A 24,003-nucleotide genomic window follows, 5' to 3' on the forward strand; every position below is an offset into this window, starting at 1 on the left:
CTTCGGGCGTTCGCGTAGGCCAGTAGTCGGCCAGGAGCGAACGCCTGGAAGGAGTTCACTTCACCTCGGGATTCTTGGTTCCATCTTCGGCCATGCCGCCATGGTCTATCGCATCTTCTTTCATCCCGTCTTTGGCCATGCTGTCGACACTCATCGCGTCTGATTCCGTTGCACTCTTTGCGGTGGTCTCCTGACTCGTCGCGTCTTCGGAATTCGCGTCGGTTGACGCACTATCAGCAGCGAAGGCGCCCGCAGCGGCGAACGACACGCAGCTGGCAAGAATGGTGGCAGTGAGCTTGTTCATGATGTGATCCCTCAGCGAACTGACGACGAAGCTGAAAATCTAGAGGAAAGTCGCTCGACGATGGGAACCCGGTCCTGCCGCGAACCCGTGGCGGGCATGGCACCTCCCGGCACTCTCGCTCGGCGACTGCCATGTCATTCTTTGCCTGGACGGATAGGAAAGGGAGTCGGCATGCACTCCAAACGGCCTGGGTAAAGTCCCCACATGCAAGCGAATCACTGGGGAGTGACGGTAAGTAGGGGCTGAAGGTCGCCCGGACGGTCCACCGACCGCGGCGATAAGGCAATGGCCACTGTACCTTCGAGAGGGGTCATCGCGGCAGCGGATGATCGAACGACGGCAGTGGGTCTGACGTGCGCCGCAGACTCCCAAAACAAAGAGGAAGAGCCGCAGCTCTTCCTCTCGTATTGCGCTCGACCCAAACCAATCAGTCGTAAAGCACCGCAGCGATCTTCGGGTCGCTCATATTGGTTTTGTCGTACCAGTAAAAGCCCGTGTCGATTTTCTTCGGCAGCGTTTCGCCCTTCAACGCCTTCGCCGCAGAATCGACCACACACTTGCCGATACCGACCGGGTTCTGCGTGATCGCGCCCGCCATCAGGCCGGACATGATCGCTTCCTTTTGCTCCTTGCCCGAGTCGAAGCCGATCAGCACCAGTTTCTTGCCCGACTCCTTCACGCCAATCGCCGCGCCTTCCGCCGAGCCCTCATTGGCGCCGAAAATGCCCTTGAGGTTCGGGTTCGCCTGAATCATGGCCTTGGCGATTTCCGCCGACTTCAGGTGGTCCCCCGCGCCGTACTGCACGGAAACGATCTTGATGCCCGGGTGCTTCGTCTTCATCTCGTTGAGGAAGCCGTCGCGCCGGTCGATACCCGTGCGGCTCGTCTGGTCATGCACGATCACGCCGACTTCGCCTGCGTTGCCGATCATCTCCGCCATTTTGTCGGCGGCGAGCGCGGCGGCGGCGAGGTTATCCGTGGCGCAGGTCGTGAGCGGAATATCGCTGTCGACGCCGGAGTCGAACGCGATCACGGGGATCTTGCTGGACTGCGCGCGTTTGAGCAGCGGAACGGCGGCCTTGCTGTCGAGCGCGGCAATGCCGAGCGCCTGCGGTTTCTTGGCGAGCGCGGCAGAGAGCATGTCGATCTGCTTGTCGACCATGGCCTCGGTTTCAGGGCCTTCGAACGTGATCCGGACGTTGTTCGCCTTCGCCGACTGTTCCGCGCCGGACTTCACGGCTTGCCAGAACTGATGCTGGAAGCCTTTCGAAATAATCGGAATGTAGGGTTCCTCAGCATAGGTCAGGCTCGACGCGCCCACGAGCGCGCCCACTCCGATTACGGCACTGATGAGTTTTCTTTTCAACATGACGTTTCTCCTCCTAAGGTGGGCCATAGACCTCCAGCCGTTGAGGGAGTCTTGTTTTACTCCCCGTTCTTTCCGTGCTTCTTCCGTCTCCTCTTTCAACGCTTCTTGCGCCGCAAGATATCCGCATACACCGCGAGAATGATGATGAGCCCCGTTACCACGATCTGCCATTCCTGCGCGACCGACATGATGCGCAGGCCGTTCGTCAGCACGCTCATGATGAACGCGCCGATGATGGTGCCGAGTATCGTGCCCGACCCGCCGCTCAGCGACGTACCGCCGATCACGACCGCCGCGATGGCCTCCAGCTCGTAACCCTGGCCGAGCGCCGGCTGTGCAGAATTCAGGCGCGAGGCGATCAGCAGCCCTGCAATGCCGCAAATCGCGCCCCCAAGGCCATAGATCGCGATCTTCCAGCGATCGACATTCACGCCCGAAAGTCGCACGGCCTCTTCATTGCTGCCGAGCGCGAACGTATAACGGCCAAGCGCCGTGCGGTTCAGCGTGATCGAACTCGCAATCGCGAGCACGAACAAAATCAGCACCGCGTTTGGCACGGGCACGCTGGGCAGGAAATAGCCGATCAGCGAGTCCTGCGAAATCATGTAGAAGTTTTCGGTGTCGGTGAAATAGATGGGCTTGTCCGACGAGACCACGAGCGAGAGCCCCTTGAGCAGCAGCATCATGCCCAGCGTGGCGATGAACGGCGGGATTTTCATCTTCGCCGTGAGCGTGCCCGAAATGGTTCCGCACAGCGCGCCCGTTACGATTGCGGCGAGCACGCCGATCCACATCGGCAAATGCCAATAGGTCAGGAATACGCCGCAAATCACGGCCGTAAACGTCATCAACGTGCCAACGGACAAATCGATGCCGCCCGTGATGATGACGAACGTGCTGGCAATGGCGAGCACGCCGTTCACAGCCGTTGCCTGCAGAATGCCGAGGATATTGTCCATCTGCATGAATGCAGGCGAAGCGAAGCTGAAAAAGATCAGCAGCAGGATCAAGCTGGCGAACGCGAGCATTTTCTGCAGCGCGGTAGGCGAGAAAATGCGCGCCTTTAAACCGGCCGACCGTTTCTGATCCGCCAGTGCTGCAGTATCCGATTGCATAGTCATGGATTCGACCTCTTGAGGCTCATGCCGCTTGCAAGGTTTCGCGCTGGGTCGCGAGATGCATGATGCGCTCCTGGCTCGCCTCGCTGGCGGAGAGTTCGCCAGTGATACGGCCTTCGCACATCACTACGATCCGGTCGCTCATGCGCAGGATTTCCGGGAGTTCCGACGAGATCATCACAATCGCCTTGCCTTGTTCCGCGAGCGCGCGCAACAGTTTGTAGATCTCGCTTTTCGCGCCAACGTCGATGCCGCGCGTGGGCTCGTCGAAGAACAGCACATCGCAGTTGCGCTCCAGCCACTTCGCAATGACGATCTTCTGCTGGTTGCCGCCCGAGAGCAGGCGCACCGGCTGCGTGGGGGAAGGCGTGCGAATGGCGAGGAGGCTGATGAAATGCGCCGCCGTCTTGCGTATCTGCATGCGGCGTAAAAACAGATTCAGCGAGAGGAATTTGCCGAGATTGGACATCACGATGTTCGATTCGACGTCCATGCCGGTCGCAAGGCCAAAGCGCTTGCGGTCCTCGGAGAGATACCCGATGCTGTGCGCGACCGCGTCGCTCGGCGTTTTGATCGACGCCTTTGCGCCTTTCACGAAGATCTCGCCGGATTCGACCGGGTCCGCACCGAACACCGCCCGCGCGACTTCGGTTCGGCCCGCGCCCATGAGTCCCGCAAACCCGAGTATTTCGCCTTTGCGCAACGTGAAACTCACGTCCTTCACGAGCGGGCCCGCGTTCAAATGCTTCACTTCGAGCGCGACTTCGCCCTGCTGCGCCGGCCCCTGATACGGCGCGACGTCGGCGAGCGTTCTGCCGACCATCATGCCGATGATGGCCTGCACGCTCGTATCGGCGGCGCCGACAGTGGCCACGTATTCGCCGTCGCGCAGCACGGTGACGCGATCGGCAATCTGCTTGAGCTCATCCATCTTGTGCGAGATGTAGACGACTCCCACGCCCCGCTCTTTCAACTGGCGAATGATGCGGAAAAGCTCGGCGATTTCCGCGTCGTTGAGCGCGGAAGTCGGCTCGTCCATGATGAGCACGCGCGAATCGTACGACAGCGCCTTGGCGATCTCGACCATCTGCTGGCTCGCGACGGTGAGCGAGCCGACCACGGTGCGCGGGTCGAGCTGCACGTGCATGCGCGCGAGAATCGCGCGCGCCTGCGCATTGAGTTTGTCTTCGTCGAGAAAGAGCCCAAGACGGCCGCGCGGCTCGCGGCCAATGAACATGTTCTGCGCGACGGTCAAATGATTCATCAGCTGGAGTTCCTGATGAATGATGCCGACGCCCACAGCCTGCGCCTCGCGCGGGCTTGCAAACGCGACATGCTGGCCATCGTAGAGAATGTCGCCCGAGTCGCGCGTATAGACGCCCGCGAGAATCTTCATCAAGGTCGACTTGCCCGCGCCGTTCTCGCCCATCAACGCGTGCACTTCGCCCGCCATGAGCTCGAATTGCACTTCGTGCAGCGCTCTCACGCCAGGAAAGCTCTTGCTCAGCTTGCTAACGGAAATGAGCGGCGTCATGGCGCAAATCCGCAAAGAAAAGCCAGACACATTACCGGGGCCCCTTGATTCCGTGCGCGGCGAAGCTTCCGGCGCTGCACGAAGGTGGTTGAAGTACGGTCGTTGCTTGACGTAAGGCCAGGCTGCTTAGGGTACGCAGGTACTTAAGGTGCTTATGGCGCAAAGAGATCCGGCCGTGCTTTCGCCGACCGGCGCAACTCCTCGATCACCTGATCGAGATGGTCGTGCATGGCTTTCGCCGCCGCGTCGGCACGGCCGGCGCGAATGGCCTCGAAAATCCGTTCGTGTTCGTCTAGCGTATGAGCGAGACGCTCCGGGCTCGCCAACAATTGCCTTGCGCGATCGAGCGCGTTGCGCGACACCGCGACGATCTCCTTCACGCGCGGCAGGTTCACCGCGTCGAGCAGGATTTCATGAAACGCGAGATCGAGCTCATGAAACACGAGTCGCTGACCGTTTCCCGCGACCTTGCGCTGCTCGTCGAGATTGGCGGCCAGTGCGTCGATCGTGGCGCTATTCTTCATGCGCGCGACACCGCGCACCGTTTCGACTTCGAGCGCGCTGCGAATGAACAGATGCTGGCGAATATCGTCGAGCGCGATCGGCTTCACGCGCGTACCGCGCTGCGGCAAAACTTCGACGAGCCCCGCGTGCGCGAGCTTCGCCAGCGCGGCGGAAACCGGAAAGCGCGACACGCCCATGCGTTCGCAGACCGCCATCTTGTCGATCATCATTCCGGGTTCCAGCGCGAGCGTCACAATCGCTTCTCTGAGCGCCTGCTCGACCGCGTCAGTCAGACTGCCGCGCTCGCCGCCCCTGATCTTTTGCAGTGCGACATAAGGATTGCCGGCGACACTCGCCACTTCGGATGAAGAGTTCACGGCGCGCTTGATTTTGAGAAGACATGCTAGCATGCTAGGTAGCAGATTCAGCGTTGTCAACGCGTGCAAACGCCTGGTTTTCCCCTACCCGAAAGCCGTCCCTTCCATAGGGAGTTCGAATGACCACGATCAGCAAGCTTTCCGTTCGCGACATCCGCTTTCCCACTTCGCGCTCGCTCGACGGTTCCGACGCCATGAACGCCGCGCCGGACTACTCCGCCACCTACGTCACGCTCGAAACCGATTCTCCTGACAAATTCACCGGGCACGGCCTCACGTTCACCATCGGCCGCGGCAATGAAATTTGCGTGACAGCCGTGAACGCGCTCGCGCCTCTGATTGTCGGCAAGCGGCTCGAAGACATCACCGCGAATATGGGCGCATTCTGGCGCGCATTTACTTCGGATAGCCAATTACGCTGGATCGGCCCGGACAAGGGCGCGATCCATCTCGCTACGGCGGCGGTCGTCAATGCGGTATGGGATCTGTGGGCCAAATCGGTTGGCAAGCCGGTCTGGAAACTGCTCGCCGACATGAGCCCCGAGGAACTCGTGCGGTGCCTCGATTTTCGCTATGTGACCGATGCGATCACGCCTTACGAAGCGTTAGCCATTTTGCACCGTCACGCGAAGACGAAGGGCGCGCGCGAAGCGGAAATGCTCGCACAGGGCTACCCTGCCTATACCACCTCGGCGGGCTGGCTAGGCTACGACGACGACAAGATTCGCCGCCTCGCGCGCGAAGGCGTCGCGCTGGGCTGGACGCATTTCAAGCAGAAAGTGGGCGGTAATCTCGACGAAGACGTCCGGCGCGCACGCATCCTGCGCGAGGAAATCGGCGAGAACCTGAAGCTGATGATGGACGCCAACCAGGTGTGGGACGTGGACGAAGCCGTGGCGAACATGCGGCGTCTCGCGGAATTCGACCCGTGGTGGATCGAGGAGCCGACGAGCCCCGACGATATTCTCGGCCACGCGGAGATTCGCCGGCGTTTGGGGTCGATTGGGGTCGCGACGGGCGAGCATTGTCACAATCGCGTGATGTTCAAGCAACTGCTGCAGGCGCAGGCGATCGATTTTTGCCAGGTCGATGCCTGCCGCTTAGGTGGACTGAACGAAGTGATCGTCGTGCTTTTGATGGCGGCGAAGTTCGGCATTCCAGTGTGCCCGCATGCGGGCGGAGTGGGATTGTGCGAGTACGTGCAGCATATTTCGTTGTTCGACTATCTGTGCGTTTCGGCTTCGCTGGAGAACCGGGTGCTCGAGTATGTCGATCATTTGCATGAGCATTTTGTCGATCCGGTCGTGATCCGCAATGGGCGGTATATGCCGCCGCAGCGGCCTGGCTACAGCATCGAAATGAAGCCGGAGTCGCTCGAGAAATATACGTTCCCTGATGGTGAGGGGTGGCGGCCTTAAAGACCTTTACTCGCTCTCTGGCAGCAACCCAAGCGCCGCCCCCAGCGCTCTGCCCCGCTCACCTGCCATCAACTCGGCCAGAAGCTCCGGCAGCGGCTTGCCGCCCCAATCGAGCGCCCGCTTGAGCATATAGGGCACCGGGCTGTGCGGCTCGTAGCGCATGAGGTAGTCCGCAACAACGGCCAGCAGCCTGTACGCCTCGTCGCGCGACTGAGGCGCATCGAGCCTTTTCGGCCCCGTCGGCTCCTGCGCCGCGCCAGCCGAAGCAACCTGAATCGCTGCGGGCTCGAGCGCCGCCGGTTCCTGAATCGATGCGGCCTCAACCATTGGTACGTCCTCCCATGCGGGATGCTTCGTGAGCCAGTCGCGCAACACGCCCTCCATGCGCTCCAGCGTGTCCACCACCGCCCCGAACGACGGCGCTTCCGCGCCGAGCCGCTGCGTGCACCACGCGTCCAGCTTCGCAATTGGCGCGCGGGCCGAGCGCAGCGCCTGCAACTGGTCGCGCAGCGCGGCGGGCGCCGCTTCGTGCGCGGCCTGCGTCAGCGCCTGCGCCAACCGTGCGGCTTCCTCGCGCTTCGCCGCAGGCACGTCCTTGCGGTCTTTCACCGCAACGGCCTCGCGCTGCGCGCCCTGCCAGCGCGCAAGCGTCAGTGGCGAGCCATCGGGCCCCGCGCACAGCGCAATACGCCCGGCGAGCAAGGTCGGGAACTGCTGGGCAACCCATGCGAGCGGCGCGGCACGAAAACCCATGTCGCCATCGCGCGGCAGCGGATGGATGTCGTCCGAATAGCGCGCACACAATTCGCTCAGCAATGCGAAGCAAGCCGGCAACGCAACACTGCCATAGCGTTGCAGCCAGCTTTCGCCGAGCCATGCGGCAAGCGTCAGATCCTTGCTCCGCCGTGCCAGGAGGTCCTCGCAGCCCGCTTCGACCGCAGCCCAGTCCGCGACCTTGAGCGTGGTTTGCCAGATACCCGCGGGCAGTGCCGGATCGTCCTCGCGGCGCGCCGCCTTGATCGCGTCGAACGCGGCATCGTGCAGCAGCGAGACGCCGGCGGGCGCATCGCCCGGTATGGGTTGAACGAGTGCTTCGATGTCGAATGCCGGGTTCATCCGTGCCCCGCCTGGGTGGTCGAGTTGCTCGACGGATACGGTCCATAAGTGACCGCAGGCGTGCCGTACACGCTGTAGCCCGGCGCCGCGTATGGCAGGTCGGGCCACGTGAGCGCCGTTTTCGCTGCGCCCGTCATGCCCACGCGCATGAACATGCGCGCGGTTTGCGTGCCGCCGTTGCGGTCGCGCACCGGCACGCTCAGCACCATGCGCGCGCTTCCCGCTCCGGCTCCCGTGCCGCCATCCGGGCCATCGTCCGGCACCACGTGCAGGCGCACGAGGCGCAACAGCGCCCATGTGTCGTTTGCCGCCCAGGTGGCGGCTTCGCCATCGACGGAAAGCGTCGGCTGCGAAGCGTCCTGCATCGGCCGCCACGGGCCGTCCTTCGCCCAGCGCAGGCTCAGCGCGGCGGGCTGGCCCGGCGCCCAGCGCAGCGGCGTGCCGGCTACAGCGGGCCAGGCGAGCGTCTGGCTGCCGCTTGCGAGCGACCACTGGATCACCTGGTCCGCGCCGGCTTCGTCCGCGCGGTCGATGCGCCAGTCCACCGCCACGTCCACGCCCACGAGCGCGCCGTCCGCGCCGCGCGCCACCAGCGCGTCGAGCCAGGGCTTCGCGCGCGCGAGCTTCGCGAGAAACTGCTGCGCGCCCGCTTGCTGGCCGCCGCTCGCCGCCGCGGCGCTCATGCCGCGTTGCGCGTCCGCGAGTTTCGCGTCGAGCAGCGCCACGAACGCCGCCGTCTGGCGCAGGTCGGCGGCCTGCGCATTCGCGTCCGCCGAGAACGGGAAGCGCCCGGCCAGATACCGCGCGAAATAGCCGCGCAACTGTTCATAGGCCTCGCCGCCGGTGCCGATCTGCAGCCGGTAGCAGCGCTCGCGCGCGGATGAGACGAGCCGCATGCCCGCGCTCGAGACGATGTCGCCCGCGCCCGGCACATCGACCTGCGCTAGCGAGGCGCTGCACGTGTCGAGGTCCATCTTGTCGAGCTGGTTCGAGATGATCGACGGCACCGCCACCAGCGCGCTGGCCGGGCTGCGCGCGCGGTATTGCGCGAGGTCCGCGAAGAGCGCCTTCCAGCGCGCAACGAGCCGCGCATCCGCCGTGGAGAGCGGCGGGTTCTGCGCCGTGAGCCAGTCGAGCGCGCTCGACGCGAGCGTGGCCGTGTCGGCCACCGCGCCCGCCTGGGCGGCGAGATAGGTTTGCAGCGCTTCGGGCGTCGCGGCCCCAAACGCGCGCATCGACCCGCCCGCGTTGCCGTTCCAGGCCGAGAAGTCGCCGCGCACGGGCCGGAACGGTTCGAGCGATTGCAACTGCGCATCGGTCGCGCGCAGCACGTCCAGCGCGGCGTCGCTCACGCGCAGGGCGACCGCCTGTGCGAGATCGGGGCGGCCGAGCGAGTCGAACGCTTCCACGAGATCGGTCGCGTTCTTGCGCAGCGTGTCGAACGGTGCGCCTTGCGTTTGCGGCGCATACGCGACGTTGCGCGCCCCATTCGGCGCCGCGGGCGCCGACAGCGCGGCGACCATGCTGTGCACGGTCGCGTTGCCTGCCGCAGCGAGGAGCGGCCCGCGCCACGCTTCGGGTGCCTGCGCCAGAAGTCCCGCTGAATATTGCTTGTAGGCCGGCAGGACTGCCAGCGCGCGCTGCGCCGAGTCCGCATCCACGCCGCGAATTTCGGCCATTGCACTGCCCGCGCCCGCAACGAACGACTGGCCGAGCAACGTGCGCAGCGCATCGCGCAGCGGCAGCAGGTCCGCCGCCAGTTGCAGCCCCGTGGCGGGATTGGAGACCAGCACGCCGGGCAGGTTGCCGCTTGCGAGCCAGCGTGCCGCGAATGCGCTTTGTTCGCTTTGCTCGTGCTCGAGCACGCTCGCCACCGGTGTCGCGCCGATCAGGCGCAGGCCTTTTGCCGTGTCGAAGGTCGCCGTGAGTCCCGGCACGAGTTCCTGGCCGTGGGTGCCCGCCCAGCCGTGGTCGGCGGTATCGACCTGGGTGGCGAGCGTGTCGATGCGCGTGGCCAGTTCGGAGAGCGAAGCGGTGGTGGGAACCGCGCCAGGCGCCTTGAGATCGGCGAGCATGGTCTGGATTTGCGCAGCGTTCGTCGTGAGCGAGGAGTCCTGATAAATGTCGTCGAACCAGCGGTCGAAGGTCTCCTCGAAGCACACGCTCGCCCGCGCTTGCGCGGCGCGCGCCTCGGTGCCGTCGAACGGCAGTTGGCCGCCTTCCACGGCGCTCGCGCGCACCGCGTCGTCGAGCCCAGCGCGGTCGGCCACATGATCGGGCGAAAAGCTCACGCCTACCGCCCCGCGCATGAGCTGCGCGAGCATGACGGTGTTGCCCGAGTCGCGCTCCACCAGCTCGTTGTAGTTTGTGATGAGCCGCTCGGTCTGCGCTGCGTTCGTGACGAGCCGCGTGCCCTGCGTATATTCGGGCAGGTCCTGGGGACGCCGCGCGGCGGCCGCGAGGCTCGCGTTGACGTCCGACCCAACGGGGGCGCCGGCGCAGTTCAGATCGGCGAGACGGCTGATGAGCCGCGTGCGCAGCGGTGTAAATACGAGCCCGCTCAGCACGTGGTATTGCGCTTCGTCGAGCCGCCGCCGCAGGCCGAAATACGACAGCGGCATGAACGGCGTGGCGAGTTGCCAGCGCGGCACCTTGACGAAGGCGTTCGCGGCGCTGCCCAGTGCGCCTGCCGCCGCCGCTTCGCCACCGCTCGCGCCCGTTTCGTGCCAGGCGGCGCTCGCGAGCGCCAGCGCGTCGTAGCTGCTGGCGAGCGCACGCGCGTCGCTGCGCACGTGCCACGTGGTCACGCCAAGCCCCACGCACCAGCACACGCCCAGCGCAATCGCGGCGAACGTGGCGATGCGGTAGCGGCGCATGCGCAGCGCGAGCACGCGCGGGATGGCGAGCGCGAGTCCCTGCCCCGGCATCAGCACGTCGTGCCACAGGCGCGACGCGAAGGCCGGTGCATCCTTGCGCGCCGCATTCGTGATGGCGGGCTCTTCGCGCTCCTGCGCCTGCGGCATCGCGCCCACGCACCAGATGCCGCGCAGGAGCGGCGCGGTGCCGTCGGCGGCGCCGCGCAAGGTCGGTTCGATGTGCTCGCGCAATGGCTCGCGCAGCGTGTCGATGCGCTGCGGCAGCAGGAACACGTCGCCGTCCAACGCGCCGTCGAGCGTACCCATTTCGGTGACAGTCGCCGCGAGCGCGCGGCTCATGTCCGCGAACGCTTCGTCTACCCAGGCGGGCTCGAAGGCGCGCCGCGGCGCATAGGGCGAGGCCCAGCCCAGCGGCGTTTCGATGCGCTCGCGACGCAGGCGTGCCGCGAGCGCGTCGAAGCCCGGCAGCGCGTCGCAGCCCGTGACCACCACGTAGAGCGGCAGCATCTGCCCGAGCTGCCGTTGCAGCGCGAGCACCGTGCGCGACGCTTCGAGCGCGGCATCGGTATCCGCACGCGCCGTGCCGTTTTCGTCGATGAGCGTATCGAGCGCGATCACCCACACGAGCGCGTCGAGCGGCCGCCCCGGCCGGTTGCGCAACAAGCCGCGCAGCAAACGCCCGCCGGTCGCGCCGCGCCGGCGCTCGGCGGCCGCGCGCGCGCCGAGCGAGTCGCCCGGCTCGGCAATCAGAATGCCTTCTGCGTCGTGCCAGAGCCTGCCGAACCAGGCCGGCTCGCCCACGCTCGCAAGGCGCCAGCCGCGTGCCAGCGCGTCGAGCGCCGCCGGTGTGCCCGTGGCCAGCACGCGCGGCACCGAGTACGGGTCGCGCACGCCCATCGCGTTGTGCGCCGCGCGCATCATGGCGGTGAAATTGCGCAGCGGCCTGCGTTCGTCGCGCGCGCGCACCCAGCGCACGACGAGCGCAGCCACGAGCCCCACGATCAACAGTGCGATCAGGACGATCAGGATAACGATGAGTGTGCTCGTCATGGACGGGCTCCCCGTGGCGCGCCGTCCGTGTTTTCTTCACTGGCTTCGTCGGCGCTTTGCACGCTCACCGGGACGATGCGGCGCGCCGCGAGCGCGAGCGTCGAGGGCGTCGAGAGCGGCGAAGTGGAAACCGTCTGCGCCGCGGGGGTGTCCTGCGTTTGCGGCGCGAGTTGCTGGTTGGCGGGCGGAGCCAGCGGCCGCAGTCTGCGGATCGTCCTCGCGTGCGGCAGCACCATGCCGGTGGTGCTCGTATGGTTGATCTGCGACGGACGCCCTTGCATCATCGACACGGTTTCGAACTGTTCGAGCGATGGACGCACAGGCGCTGTCGCGTAGAGCCACAGCAGTTGCGACACGCCGAGCAGCACCGCGAATCCGCCGCCCGCGAACAGCGCGAGGCGTGCGCGGTCTGGAAACATCTGCGTGAGCGGCCGGGTTTCGCGCGGCGCCAGCGCGGCGCGTTCGAGCGGCGCGCCAAGCCGGTTGGGCTCAGGGTCGCGCTGCATGGCGAAGGCGAACAGCGCATGGCGCAACTGGTCGTGGCGCAACGCGCCCGCTTCGCCGCGCAGGCGGCCTCGAAAGCCTAACGTGAGGCAGGCGAGATAGACATTGGCAAGATCGCGCTGCGCCGGATCGCGTTGCGCGAGCAGCGTTTCAATGGCGGCCGGAATGCGCTCGCCTGCCGCGCGCGTGCCGAAAATGCGCGCTTCGAGCGGCCATGCCTCCCATGCGCTCGCGCCATTCCACGCGGAAAACAGCAGCAATTCGTCGAGCAGCGCGACATAGGCGTATTGCGCGGCGGCAATGTCCGCTTCGCCGGCCGCGCCGGTCCACGCCATGGCGTCGCGCGCGAGCTTGCGCGTGGCGGACTGCAACTGCGTGGCAAGCGTGTCGGCCTCGCGCTGGGGATCGGCCGGTGGTTCGGCGTTGGCGGCGTTTGCTGCATTCGCCGTGCTCGCGGCCTGGGCCACGGCGCGCAGGCGCGCGTTCTCCGCAAAAGCGAACGCCACGACGAATGCGCGCATGAGCGGCAGGCGCTCGTCGTTCGGGTCGCCGGTGTCAAGCATTGTCGGCTCCCGTGGGGCGCGCGTCGTCGTCGGCGTCGCCCGTGGGTGTGAAAAGCTGCACGGCCCAGGGCGCGCGGCCTGGCACGCTCGTGCGCACCTCGATGCACAGCGGCTGCGCGCGGTCGAACCAGGCGTCCTCCACGCCCACCGCGAAGAGCGTGGTGTCGTCTCCGGTCGCGTAGGCGGCGCGCTCCTCGCGCGCGAGGCGGCGGCGCGCGAGCCCCCGCATGCGCTGCCGCGCGAGCGTGGGCACGTAGGGCCGCGACGCGACAACGGCATGATCGAGCCACACGCTCGCGTCGTGCTCGCCGGCGTCGGGCGGCATGCGCAAACCGATCACGAGTTCGCGCGCAACGTTGCCGCCGCTTTCGAATGGCGGTGCGATCCAGAAGCTGCCGCCCTCCTCGGTGAACGCACGTACGCGATAGCCCTGGCGGATCGTTGCGAGCGCTTCATCCGCCCATTCGAGCAGCGGATCGAACGACGCGAGCAGCGCCATGTAATCGAACGTCGCGAAGGCGGGCACCCCGCGCTCCGGGCGCAACGCCGCGAGCGCGCCCGTCATGCCGGCAACGGCGCGATACAGCTCGGCCGGGTGCGCGATGCCGGTGACGAGCGTCGCCTCCACTTCGGGCAGGCGGCTCCAGAGTGCGCAGAGCTGGCGCTCGATCTGCGCGGTGTCGTCGCGCTCCTCCGCACGCTGCGCCGCCTGCAGCCGCCCGGCCAGGAACACGCATTTCTCGCGTACGCGCAGCAGCAGCCGCATCACGCGCTGACCGAGCACCGAGTCGGCGCGCACGAACGGACACGGCGGCGCGTAGTCCGCAATCGCCACGCCGCCACCCTGCTGCCTCACACACATGAGCGGCAAGCGGTCGAATTCGTGACGGCCGAGATCGGTCATGAGGTGCAGGCGCGGCGACCATGTCGTGATCGAAGCGGGCTCGCCGCCCGAGACAAGATCGGGAACATCCGGACTCTCGCGCTGGGTGTAGCGCCCGGTCTGCGGATCGAGCTGCCCGCCGCGGTATAGCGGCGGCACCGCGAGATAGATCGTGACCGCTTCATCCGGCGCGCTGAACGCGTGGCTCACGTCGATCTCCAGCACCGGGTCGTGCGGCGTGTGGCGAATGGCGAGACCGTCGGCCATGATCGCCTCCAGCGCGCTGATGCGCACGAGCCCCTGGGCAAGCCCCGCGGCGTCGTGCTCGAGTGAAAGCACGCCCCAGTAATGCGCGCGTGCGGCGCTGGCCAGCAGCGCGGCGTGCCCCGCCGCGTGCAGCGCCTGAGTCTGGAAATGCTGCGGCAGCAAGGGCATGCCGTCGAACCAGCAGACCGGATCGGGAAACGAAGTTCGCATGATGTGTTTGCTTTCTATTGCTAAACGTTCCGTCGTTCAGTGTTGCCGCACCATTGCGCGACACCTTTACATGACACATTGGCGTCACATCAATGCGAGGCCTGCACGCTCAGATCCTGGTCGCCGAGCAGCAGCAGCGCGTGAGCGGGCCCCGTGTCGAGCCTCACGCGGTGCGCGCCCGGTGTCTGGTAGTCCGCGAACACCACGACGCCAGCGCCACGCTTGCCGCCAAACGGAAACGGCGCCGCGGCGATCTGCTGACCCGGCACCACTTCGAACGACACGACCGTAATGTCCTCGGGGTGATCGCGGCGCCATTGATCGCGCTGCGCGAACCACTTCGCCGAAGGCAGACCGAGCAGCGCGTCGAGCAACTGGGGATTGCGCACGAGCACGGCGTCCACGGCAATGGGCGTGTCCTGATTCGCTTGAATGGAAACGGCAATGGCCAGGGTATCCACCTGTACCTTGGGCAGCGACGAGCACGCCGCGAGCCACTGCGCGAGCGCAAGCAGCACGAGCGTGGCGGCGCGCCAGCCGTGCGGCTGCGCGGCGCGCGACGCGCCCGCGAATAACGTGGTGATCACTGCGCAATCCCCATTGTTTGCGTCGCCTCTTGTCTGCGATGCCTCCTGCCCGCGCGCAGGAGAATTCATGCTAGTTCGTATTTCTAATCAAGACGCATGTTCTGCTGCGCAAGGTGTTTTGCGCGTAGTCTACAAGCGCCCCACTTGTCATTGCAATAACGATTTTCTAATCGACCAATTCAAAAAGAATAAGTAAATAAACTTGAAAGGAATCCTGTATATGCGCCGTAAATATACTTTGAATTTCCCCGTTTACTGTTCTAAAGTCCTGACCGTCTATCTTCACGTCTCGCGCGACGAAGGACAAGCTGAGAACCAGGCAGCGCGACGCTTAGTGCCGTGAATGCTCTCGTCTGACGAATCCGGGGGCATGCTTTAGCTGTGCTTTTTTCTGAAGGACCGGGAGTGGATCGCGCAATCGTTTAATTACGTTTTGCGGCCCATTGTCGTCTTAAAGAAAATGCATCATGAAAAAGGCAGATTGACGACAAACGCGCATCTCCTCCCGTTGCACAACGCATTAGAAGAACGACCGCCACCGAGGTGACCATGGCCGACAGTACCCAGCACTGGTTCGAACGGAACCGACCGCCGCGTGTCCAGATCACGTACGACGTCGAAACGGGCAACGCCATCGAAAAGCGCGAGCTGCCGCTCGTCGTGGGCATTCTTGCCGACCTGTCCGGCAAGCCCGTCGAGCCGTTGCCGAAAATGACGGAGCGCCGCTTCGTCGACATCGACCGCGACAACTTCAACGACGTGATGAAGTCGATCGGGCCGCGCGTGACGCTGCAGGTCGACAACACGCTCGCCGCCGACGGCAGCAAGATCAACGTCGAGTTGAAGTTCGAGCATATCGACGACTTCGATCCCGTGAGCATCGTTCAGCAGATCGGCCCGCTCAAACAGCTTTACGACGCGCGGCTGCGCCTGCGCGACCTCCTCACCAAGCTCGACGGCAACGACGAACTGGACAAGCTCCTCCAGGAAGTGGTGCACGACCCGAAGGGGTTGAGCGAAATCCGCTCGGCGCACCCGCAGGACACGCCCACTGCGCAGTTGCCGCCGCCGGAGCCAGGCGACGCCCCTGCCCCTGCCAGCGACACGCCGGCGAGCTAAGCCCAACACGAGGAGACGATCATGTCCGACATTCAGGCCGCCGCGACCGCGCAGGCGGGTACGGTCACGCTGCTCGACCGCATCGTGCACGAAGGGCGCATGGCGCAATATGAGGAACAGCAGCAGCACGCGCGCGAGCTGCTCGCCGAGTTCGCCCTGCAGGTGCTCGACAAGAACATGACCATCAGCCGCGACACCGTGGCGATGATCAACGACCACATCCGCAAGATCGACGAACTGATCAGCGAGCAGCTCAATGAAGTGCTGCACCACCCCGACATGCAGGCGCTGGAGTCGTCGTGGCGCGGCCTGCACTTTCTCGTGAAAGGCTCGGAAACGGGCACGCGCCTGAAGCTGCGCCTCCTGAACGCTTCGAAGAAAGATCTGCAGAACGATCTCGAGAAGGCCATCGACGTCGACACCAGTGCGCTATTCAAGAAGATCTACGAAGAGGAATACGGCACCTTCGGCGGCTTTCCGTTCAGCGTGCTCGTGGGCGACTACTACTTCACGCGCCAGACACCCGACGTGAGCCTGCTCGAAAAACTCGCCTCCGTGGCCGCCGCCGCGCATGCGCCGTTCATTTCGGCGGCGCACCCGCAGCTCTTCGACATGTCGAGCTTTACGGAGCTGGGCGTGCCGCGCGATCTCTCCAAGGTCTTCGAGACGATCGACATGGCCCGCTGGCGCGAATTCCGCAAGAGCGAAGACTCGCGTTATGTCGCGCTCACGCTCCCGCACATCTTGATGCGGCGTCCTTATCATCCGGACAGCAACCCGGTTGAGGGCATGAACTTCTTCGAAGACGTCGACGGCACGGACCACTCGAAGTATCTATGGGGCAACTCCGCGTACGCGCTTGCGCAGCGCATTACCAACGCATTCGCCCAATACAGCTGGTGCGCGGCGATTCGCGGCGTGGAAGGCGGCGGCGCCGTCGAGCGCTTGCCGGACCATATCTTCCAGACGGCCTCGGGCGACAAAGCCATGAAGTGCCCCACGGAAGTGGCGATCACCGACCGCCGCGAAAAGGAGCTCGACTCGCTCGGCTTCATCGCGCTCGTGCACAAGAAGAACGAGGGCATGGCCGTGTTCTTCGGCGGCCAGACCGCCTGCAAGCCGGCGCTCTACAACACGCCCGAGGCCACGGCGAACGCGCGCATTTCGGCCATGCTGCCGTATATCCTCGCGGCTTCGCGCTTTGCGCACTACATCAAGGCGATCATGCGCGACAAGGTCGGCAGCTTCATGACGCGCGATAACGTGCGCAGCTACCTCAACACGTGGATTGCCGACTACGTGCTCGTGAACGACAACGCGCCGCAGGAAATCAAGGCGCAGTATCCGCTGCGCGAGGCGCGTGTGGACGTGACCGAGGTGCCCGGCAAGCCTGGTGCTTACCGCGCGACGGTGTTCCTGCGGCCGCATTTCCAGCTCGAGGAACTCACTGCGTCGATCCGGCTCGTGGCGACGTTGCCGCCGCCGGCTGCCGCCTGATCCAGCAGCGACGACAAACGATTCGATGAAGACACGACGGCCAGGCGGCGCATGAGCGCCCCTGGTCCCTGAACGCGCCTGGCGCCGCGCACGCGGCCCGTGTGTTCCTTTACTGCTTCGGGAGCAGCAAACCATGGATTCGATCATTCTCGACCTGGGCGCCGATATCAAAGGCGAGTGCACGCTGGAAGGCTATGCCGACAAGATCGAGCTGATGTCGTACAGCCACAATGTGGCGATGCAGGTGACGAACGACGTCAGCAATTCGGAGCGCACGTCGGGCAAGCCCCATATCGGCGAATTCACCGTGACGAAGTTCGTTGACGTCGCCACGCCCACGCTCAACGAATATTGCTGCTCGGGCAAACCCATTGCCAGCGCGTCCGTCGTAGTGGGCCGCAACGCCGCCGAAAGCGACGGCAAGGTCATGCCGTTCATCACCTATACGCTGAACAATGTCGTGCTGAGCAACGTGAGCGTCTCGGGCGGCGCGGGCGGCAAGCCCGTGGAAACGCTCTCGCTGAACTTCACGAAGATCAAGTGGGAGTTCACCGCGCAGAAAGACGACGCCACCAAGGAAGGCACCGCGGCTTCCACGTGGGACCTGGCCGCGAACAAGGTCGTGAAGGCGGCGGGCTAGCGCGCGCCTGTGGCGAACGTCCGCCCCTTCATCGCCGTCGCGCCCATGCCGCTCTTCGAGCGGCTGGCCGACGATGCGCCTTTCGACGCGCACGAGTCCGTCGACGAACTCGCCGCGCGCACGCTCGATGCGGCGGGCTTGCGTGCGTCGGTCCGCGCGGAGCTGCTGCGCCTGCTCAATACGCGCCGCGGCACGCCACGCGTGCCACGCGCGCCGGACGTGCTGCTGTATGGCCTGCCCGACTGGAGCGGACAAAGCGCGGCGCGCGCGGAAGACCGGGCCGTGATCGAGCGCGAAGTGGCCGAGGCTATCCGCGCGTTCGAGCCGCGCCTTCACGGCCCGCGCGTGAAAATCGAAGCGGACGCCGCTGCGCCGTGGCGCCTGTGCCTGCGCATTCGGGGAACGCTGCGCGGCAGCGACGGCGTGGAGCACGTCGTCACCTACGTCGCCGGGCAGCATGGCGACACGCAGTCCATCGGGATCGTCGATGAACGACTCGCTTGATGCGCAACTGCTCGATTACTACCAGCGCGAACTGACCTATCTGCGCCGCGCGAGCGAAGGCTTTGCGCAGCGCTATCCGAAGATCGCCCGGCGGCTCGAACTCGGCCCCGGCGAAAGCGCCGATCCGAACGTCGAACGCCTGATCGAAAGCTTCGCGGTGCTCACCGCGCGCATCCAGCGCACGCTCGACGACGAATACACCACGCTCACGGATGGCCTGCTCGAACAGTTTTATCCGTACGCGTCGCGGCCCGTGCCTTCCATGACGATCGTGCAGTTCGAGCCCGACCCCACGCAAGGCAGCATCGCCGCGGGGTTTCGCGTGCCGCGCGACACGCCCCTCATGCACGTGGACGCGAGCGGCACGTCGATCCACTGGCGCACGAGCAGCGACGTCATGCTCTGGCCGCTTACCCTCGCCGCGGCCCAGTTGCTCGACGCCGAGGAAGCGCAGGCGCTCACGAGCAATGCGTCGCTGCAATCGGCGCTGCGTCTCACGCTGCGCAGCACCGGGCCGCACAAGCTGGGCACGCTGCCGATCGAGCGACTGCGGGTGCGCCTCACGGGCTCGCCCGTTACGTCCGCTGCACTCTACGATCTGCTCGGCGCGCACAGCGCCGCTACCTGGCTGCAAGCACCCGACGCAACGTTGCGCGCGCAACGAGGTCTGCCGAGCCCGGTTGGCTTCGACGAGAACGACGCGCTCCTGCCGCTCGAAGACGGCGCGCATCCGGCCTGCCGTCTGCTGGTCGAGTACTTCGCGTTTCCCGAGAAGTTCGCGTTTTTCGACCTGCCGTTCAAGCCGCCTGCCGATGCCGGTGAAAGCCTCGATCTCGTGATCGGCTTCACGGCGGCCCCGCGCGGACGCTTTACGTTGCACACCGACGATATCCAGCTCGGCTGCGCTCCCGCGCTCAATTTGTTCGGGCGCACCTCCGAACCGTTGCGGCCCGACGGCACCGCGCGCGAAATGCGCGTGAGTCCCGACGCGCACCGTGAATCGAGCACCGAGATCTACGCCATACGCAATGTGCGCGCCGTGGCCGGCCGCACGGTCACCGACGTGCCGCCCTGGTACGGCTCGATGCACGGTGCGGATTCTGCTGTCTACTGGTACGCGCGGCGCGTGAGCGGCCTGCATGCGTCACGCCCCGGCAGCGATGTCATGCTCACTTTCGTCGACACGCGCTTCAATCCCGCCGCCCCTGCGGCGCGCACGCTCACCGCGGACCTGTTGTGCACCAATCGTCATCTGGCGCATCGGCTCGCGCCGGGCGCCGCGCTGTCGTTCGAAGTGCCCGGCCCCGTGGCGAAGGTGCGCATTGCGCATCGGCCCACGCCGCAGATCGTGGCCGCGCTCGACGGCACGTCGCGCTGGCGTCTCGTGTCGCAACTCGTGCTGAACCATGCGTCGATCGTGGAAGGCCCGCAGGCGCTGCAGTCACTGCGCGAAATGCTCATGCTCCACAATCTCGGTGCACATGCCCCCTCACAGCGCCAGATCGCGGGGCTCGTGGCGGTGTCGAGCGAACCCATCGTCGCGCATGTCGGCTCGGACCGCTGGCGCGGCTGGCGCAATGGCCTTGGCGTGCGTATCGAACTCGACGACGCGAGCTTCGTGGGCGCGAGCACCGTGCTCTTTTCTGGCGTGCTCGCGCAATTCTTCTCGCTCTATGCGAGCGTCAACCGTTTCGTACAGACCTCGCTCGTACGCGACGGTCGGGAGATCCGCACATGGCGGCCGACGATGGGCAGCCCGCTCGTTCTCTGACACAGCGGCTGTTCGACGAGCCGCATGCGTTCGAATTCACGCAGGCCGTGCGCCTGCTCGAATTGCTGCAGCCGCATGCCCAGCCGCTCGGCACCGGCCTCGACCCCGGCCAGGAAGCGCTCGCGCTGAGCGGCAATCTCTCTCCCGCGTTTCCCGCGAGCGCGCTCGGGCCATTGCGGCGCGGCCTGCCGCGTTCGCTCGCTTTTGAGCCGCATGCGGGCGAAGAACCCGCCGCGCAATCCGAACATGCCGGGCCGCCTCAGCTCCAGGTCAATGCGTTCGCGCTGGGCGGCCCGAACGGTCCTCTGCCCGGCGCGTGGCAGGAATGGCTGCAGGACCGGCTGCGCCGCAAAGACCGCTCGGCGGCGGCGTTTCTCGACATCTTCCAGCACCGGCTGCTGGCGCTGCTCTATCGCGCGCAGCGCAAGTACCGCAGCGCCGAACCGCTGCCGGCCACGGCACAGCGTTCGGCTGACGTCGTGCTGCGCGCGCTCACGGGCAACGCCTCGCTGAGTTTGCTCCCGTACGGCAACCATCCAGTGCAAGAGGCGCAAGCAGCACCGCCGCCACCCGAGCCGCTCGACATGCGCGCTGTACTGGCGCGCGCGGGCCTCTTTGCGAACCGCCGGCGTTCGCTCGCGGGTTTCGATGTCATGGTGCTCCATCACTTCCGCGTGCACGTGCGCTCCACACCGTTCGCAGGCGGCTGGCGCACGCTGCCGAGCGCGAGCCGCACGGCCATCGGCTCCGGCGGCCGCAACCGGCGGCTCGGCCAGGACGCCGTTGCGGGCACGAGGATCTGGGACGAACACCAGGGCATCCGCGTGCGCCTCGGTCCGCTCAGGCGTGAGCAGTACGAAGCATTCCTGCCGGGCGCGCCAGCCCACGAAGCGCTGCACTCGCTGGCCGCCGAGTGGTTCGGCGCCGAACTCAAGGTGCATCTCGAACTGCAGCTCGGCGCAGGCGAATTGCCGCGCGCACGCCTCGCACGGCACGCGCCTATGCGGCTAGGCTGGACCGCCTGGGCCGGCGCGGCGGAATCGGCGCCCGCGCGTCTCACGTGCCTTGCGCCCGACGACACTCAAGGGCGTACCGCGCCGTGACGCTCGATCTCAAGACGCTCGTTGCGCGCCTCGAGCGCGAGCCGCGCGAAGCACTCGAACGCGCCGCGCAACAATGCCTGCGCGAGACTCATTTCGTGGTTGAAATCGAGCACTGGCTGCTCGCGCTCGCCGAACCCGAGGGCGGCGACTTCGCGTGCGTGCTGCCGCACTTCGGCGTGGACCGCGCCGCGCTCGCCGCCGAAATCCGCATCGCCATCGCGCGCTTCAAGCGCGGCAACACCGGCATGCCGTCGTTCTCGCCCGACCTGCTCGTGTGGCTCCAGGACGCGCTCGTGCAATCCACCGTCGTGCTCCAGCAGCCACGCGTGCGTGCGGCGACGCTGCTCATCGCGCTGCTCGAAAACGACGCGCTGCGCGCTCGCACCGTACATGTTGCGCCAACGCTGCTGCGCGTGGCGAGCGCGGCGCTGCGCGCCAACTTCGCTGTGTGGCTTGCGCCGAGCGAGGCGGCCGCGCCGCTTGCTCCGCTTGCGCCGCTCGTGCCGGCGCCGCCTGACGCGCCGCTCGAAGCCGCTATGGACGGCAACGCGAGCATCCCCGCGCTAACGGGTGCACTGGAGCCTGCCACGCCCGCGCGCCCCCTGCTCGACCAGTACACGCTCGACCTGACCGCCGAAGCGCGGGCGGGACGCATCGACCCGATCATCGGGCGCAATGCGGAGATCCGCCAGACGCTCGACATCCTGTTGCGGCGGCGTCAGAACAACCCCTTGCTCGTGGGCGCGCCCGGCGTGGGCAAGACCGCCGTGGTCGAAGGCCTCGCGCTGCGCATTGCGGCGGGCGACGTGCCGCCGCCGCTTGCCGAGGTCTCGCTGCGCATGCTCGACCTCGCGCTGCTGCAGGCGGGCGCGGGCCTGAAAGGAGAATTCGAGCGGCGCCTGCGCGCGGTGATCGACGAGGCGCGGCACTCCCCGCGCCCCGTTGTGCTCTTCATCGACGAGGCCCACACGATGATCGGCGCGGGCGGCGCGGAAGGCGGCAGCGACGCCGCGAACCTGCTCAAGCCCGCACTTGCGCGCGGCGAGCTGCGCACGATCGCGGCCACGACATGGCTCGAATACAAGAAGTACTTCGAGCGCGACCCGGCGCTCGCGCGGCGCTTCCAGCTCGTGCAGATCGAAGCACCCGACGAGCCCACGGCCATCGCCATGCTGCGCGCGCTGGCGCAAAAGTTCGAGGCGCACCACAACGTGACGATTCTCGACGCCGCCATCGTCGATGCCGTGAAGCTCTCGCACCGGTACATCTCGGCGCGCCAGCTGCCCGACAAGGCGATCGCCGTGCTCGACACCGCCTGCGCGCGCGTGGCGCTCGCGCAGCACGACACGCCGCCGCAGCTCGAAGCGGCCCGGCACCGGCAGCGCGCGCTCGACGACGAACTGCTGCGCCTGCGCACGGAAACGGTGCTGGGCGCGAACCACTCGCAGCGCCTCGCCGTGCTCGAAACCGAACATGCGCACAACGCCGCGCTCGTCGAAACGCTGGAAGCGCGCTGGCACGATGAGGCGGCGACCGTGCGCGAGATTCTCGCGGTACGCGCGCGCCTTGCCGCCCTCGAAGCCGACCCGCGCGAGACTTCCAGCGCCGGCGCGCAGGAACCGCCAGACAGCGAGGATGCGAACGAAAGCAACGAGGCCGCCGATCCGCGCGAAGACCTCGCCGCCGAACTGGCGCGCCTTGAAAGCGGCCTCGAAGCGATTCGCGACGACGACCCCATGGTCCCGGTGTGCGTGGATTCGAAAACCATCGCTGCCGTGATCGCGAGCTGGACCGGAATTCCGGTCGGCAAGATGCTCGCCGACGAGGCCCACGCCGTGCGCACGCTCAAGGGCCGTCTCGCGCAGCGCATCGTCGGACAAGATGCGGCGCTCGACCGTATCGCGATGCGCATTCAGGCCTGGCGCGCGGGGCTCGCCGACCCGTTGCGCCCGGTCGGCGTGTTCCTGCTGGTCGGGCCAACGGGAGTCGGCAAGACCGAGACGGCCTACGCCCTCGCCGACGCGCTCTATGGCGGCGAGCGCAATCTCATCGTGATCGATCTCGCCGCATATCAGGAAGCGCATGCCGTCTCGCAGCTGCGCGGCGCGCCGCCGGGCTACGTGGGTTACGCGAGCGGCGGGCAGCTCACCGAGGCTGTGCGTAGGCGTCCTTATAGTGTCGTGCTGCTCGACGAGATCGAGAAAGCGCACATCGATGTGCTCGAGGCCTTCTACAACGTGTTCGACAAGGGCGTGATGGAAGACGGGACCGGGCTCGTGGTGGATTTTCGCAACACTGTGATTCTCGCGACCAGCAACGTGGGCGCGGAACTGCTGCTCAATACGCCAGCCGCGACACTCGCCACCGACGCCTTTGCGCGGCGGCTGCACGAAGAATTGCTGCACGCGTTTCGCCCCGCGTTCCTCGCGCGCATGACTGCCGTGCCGTATGCCGCGCTCGACGACACCGTGCTGCGCGCCATCATCGAAAAGAAGCTCGAGCAGCTGCGCATGCGTTACCGCGACGCCACGGGCAAGCAGTTCGCCTTCGACAGCCGGATCATCGACGCCGTGCTCGCGCGCTGCCGCGCTGCGGGCGGCGCGCGCGAAATCGACAACGTGCTCATGAACGAGCTGGTCGGCACGCTCGCGCAGTGGGCGCTCGAATGACGATGCATCCAACCCGCCAC

General features: G+C 66.2%; 18 protein-coding genes. 8 read left to right on the top strand and 10 right to left on the bottom strand.

The features are described 5' to 3' along the window. Positions 1-55 precede the first annotated feature (55 nt). The 5 genes from U5A52_RS39220 to U5A52_RS39240 all read right to left on the bottom strand — a co-directional run bounded on the left by U5A52_RS39220 (position 56) and on the right by U5A52_RS39240 (position 5,239). Positions 56-304, bottom strand: coding sequence for a pentapeptide MXKDX repeat protein (locus tag U5A52_RS39220; RefSeq protein WP_321939560.1), 249 nt, complete (start codon positions 302-304; stop codon positions 56-58). A 427-nt stretch (positions 305-731) separates the two neighbouring features. Further along, on the bottom strand, positions 732-1,673 hold the full coding sequence (locus U5A52_RS39225; RefSeq protein ID WP_233885521.1) for an ABC transporter substrate-binding protein: 942 nt from the start codon (positions 1,671-1,673) through the stop codon (positions 732-734). Positions 1,674-1,768: 95 nt separating this feature from the next. Continuing rightward, positions 1,769-2,794 carry an ABC transporter permease gene (locus U5A52_RS39230; RefSeq protein ID WP_321915772.1) on the bottom strand — a complete coding sequence of 342 codons (1,026 nt, stop codon included), beginning with the start codon at positions 2,792-2,794 and terminating at the stop codon, positions 1,769-1,771. Positions 2,795-2,813: 19 nt separating this feature from the next. Then, complete coding sequence (locus U5A52_RS39235; RefSeq protein WP_321939562.1) at positions 2,814-4,325, bottom strand: sugar ABC transporter ATP-binding protein; 1,512 nt, start codon at positions 4,323-4,325, stop codon at positions 2,814-2,816. 152 nt (positions 4,326-4,477) lie between these two features. Further along, complete coding sequence (locus tag U5A52_RS39240) at positions 4,478-5,239, bottom strand: GntR family transcriptional regulator (RefSeq protein ID WP_321915770.1); 762 nt, start codon at positions 5,237-5,239, stop codon at positions 4,478-4,480. A gap of 86 nt (positions 5,240-5,325) precedes the next feature. On the opposite strand from U5A52_RS39240, the gene U5A52_RS39245 reads away from it, so the two are divergent. Continuing rightward, positions 5,326-6,624: an L-fuconate dehydratase gene (locus U5A52_RS39245; RefSeq protein WP_321915769.1), complete on the top strand. Its 1,299-nt coding sequence runs from the start codon at positions 5,326-5,328 to the stop codon at positions 6,622-6,624. A 6-nt stretch (positions 6,625-6,630) separates the two neighbouring features. Here U5A52_RS39245 and tssA read toward each other — a convergent pair whose 3' ends face one another. The 5 genes from tssA to U5A52_RS39270 all read right to left on the bottom strand — a co-directional run bounded on the left by tssA (position 6,631) and on the right by U5A52_RS39270 (position 14,680). Continuing rightward, positions 6,631-7,740 carry a type VI secretion system protein TssA gene (tssA, locus tag U5A52_RS39250; RefSeq protein WP_321939564.1) on the bottom strand — a complete coding sequence of 370 codons (1,110 nt, stop codon included), beginning with the start codon at positions 7,738-7,740 and terminating at the stop codon, positions 6,631-6,633. Then, positions 7,737-11,666, bottom strand: coding sequence for a type VI secretion system protein (locus U5A52_RS39255; protein WP_321939566.1), 3,930 nt, complete (start codon positions 11,664-11,666; stop codon positions 7,737-7,739). The genes tssA and U5A52_RS39255 overlap by 4 nt, the downstream gene beginning before the upstream one ends. Further along, complete coding sequence (locus U5A52_RS39260; RefSeq protein ID WP_321939567.1) at positions 11,663-12,733, bottom strand: DotU family type IV/VI secretion system protein; 1,071 nt, start codon at positions 12,731-12,733, stop codon at positions 11,663-11,665. The genes U5A52_RS39255 and U5A52_RS39260 overlap by 4 nt, the downstream gene beginning before the upstream one ends. Then, on the bottom strand, positions 12,726-14,093 hold the full coding sequence (gene tssK, locus U5A52_RS39265; RefSeq protein WP_321915765.1) for a type VI secretion system baseplate subunit TssK: 1,368 nt from the start codon (positions 14,091-14,093) through the stop codon (positions 12,726-12,728). The genes U5A52_RS39260 and tssK overlap by 8 nt, the downstream gene beginning before the upstream one ends. Before the next feature lie 89 nt (positions 14,094-14,182). Continuing rightward, complete coding sequence (locus U5A52_RS39270) at positions 14,183-14,680, bottom strand: hypothetical protein (RefSeq protein ID WP_321915764.1); 498 nt, start codon at positions 14,678-14,680, stop codon at positions 14,183-14,185. A gap of 549 nt (positions 14,681-15,229) precedes the next feature. Here U5A52_RS39270 and tssB point away from each other — a divergent pair. From tssB to tssH, 7 genes are all read left to right on the top strand, one after another. Next, positions 15,230-15,799, top strand: coding sequence for a type VI secretion system contractile sheath small subunit (tssB, locus tag U5A52_RS39275; protein ID WP_321915763.1), 570 nt, complete (start codon positions 15,230-15,232; stop codon positions 15,797-15,799). Positions 15,800-15,820: 21 nt separating this feature from the next. Continuing rightward, the gene (gene tssC / locus U5A52_RS39280; RefSeq protein ID WP_321915762.1) at positions 15,821-17,296 is read left to right on the top strand and encodes a type VI secretion system contractile sheath large subunit; all 1,476 of its coding nucleotides are present in this window, start codon (positions 15,821-15,823) and stop codon (positions 17,294-17,296) included. A gap of 133 nt (positions 17,297-17,429) precedes the next feature. Further along, the gene (locus tag U5A52_RS39285) at positions 17,430-17,936 is read left to right on the top strand and encodes an Hcp family type VI secretion system effector (RefSeq protein ID WP_321915761.1); all 507 of its coding nucleotides are present in this window, start codon (positions 17,430-17,432) and stop codon (positions 17,934-17,936) included. Between the two features lie 9 nt (positions 17,937-17,945). Continuing rightward, on the top strand, positions 17,946-18,440 hold the full coding sequence (gene tssE, locus U5A52_RS39290; RefSeq protein ID WP_321915760.1) for a type VI secretion system baseplate subunit TssE: 495 nt from the start codon (positions 17,946-17,948) through the stop codon (positions 18,438-18,440). Beyond that, positions 18,424-20,211, top strand: coding sequence for a type VI secretion system baseplate subunit TssF (gene tssF / locus U5A52_RS39295; RefSeq protein WP_321915759.1), 1,788 nt, complete (start codon positions 18,424-18,426; stop codon positions 20,209-20,211). The genes tssE and tssF overlap by 17 nt, the downstream gene beginning before the upstream one ends. Then, positions 20,175-21,314, top strand: a complete 1,140-nt coding sequence (tssG, locus tag U5A52_RS39300) for a type VI secretion system baseplate subunit TssG (protein WP_321939569.1) — start codon at positions 20,175-20,177, stop codon at positions 21,312-21,314. The genes tssF and tssG overlap by 37 nt, the downstream gene beginning before the upstream one ends. Beyond that, the gene (gene tssH, locus U5A52_RS39305; protein WP_321939571.1) at positions 21,311-23,983 is read left to right on the top strand and encodes a type VI secretion system ATPase TssH; all 2,673 of its coding nucleotides are present in this window, start codon (positions 21,311-21,313) and stop codon (positions 23,981-23,983) included. The genes tssG and tssH overlap by 4 nt, the downstream gene beginning before the upstream one ends. Positions 23,984-24,003: the final 20 nt, after the last annotated feature.

The organism is Paraburkholderia sp. J8-2, from assembly GCF_905220195.1.
GTDB lineage: Bacteria > Pseudomonadota > Gammaproteobacteria > Burkholderiales > Burkholderiaceae > Paraburkholderia.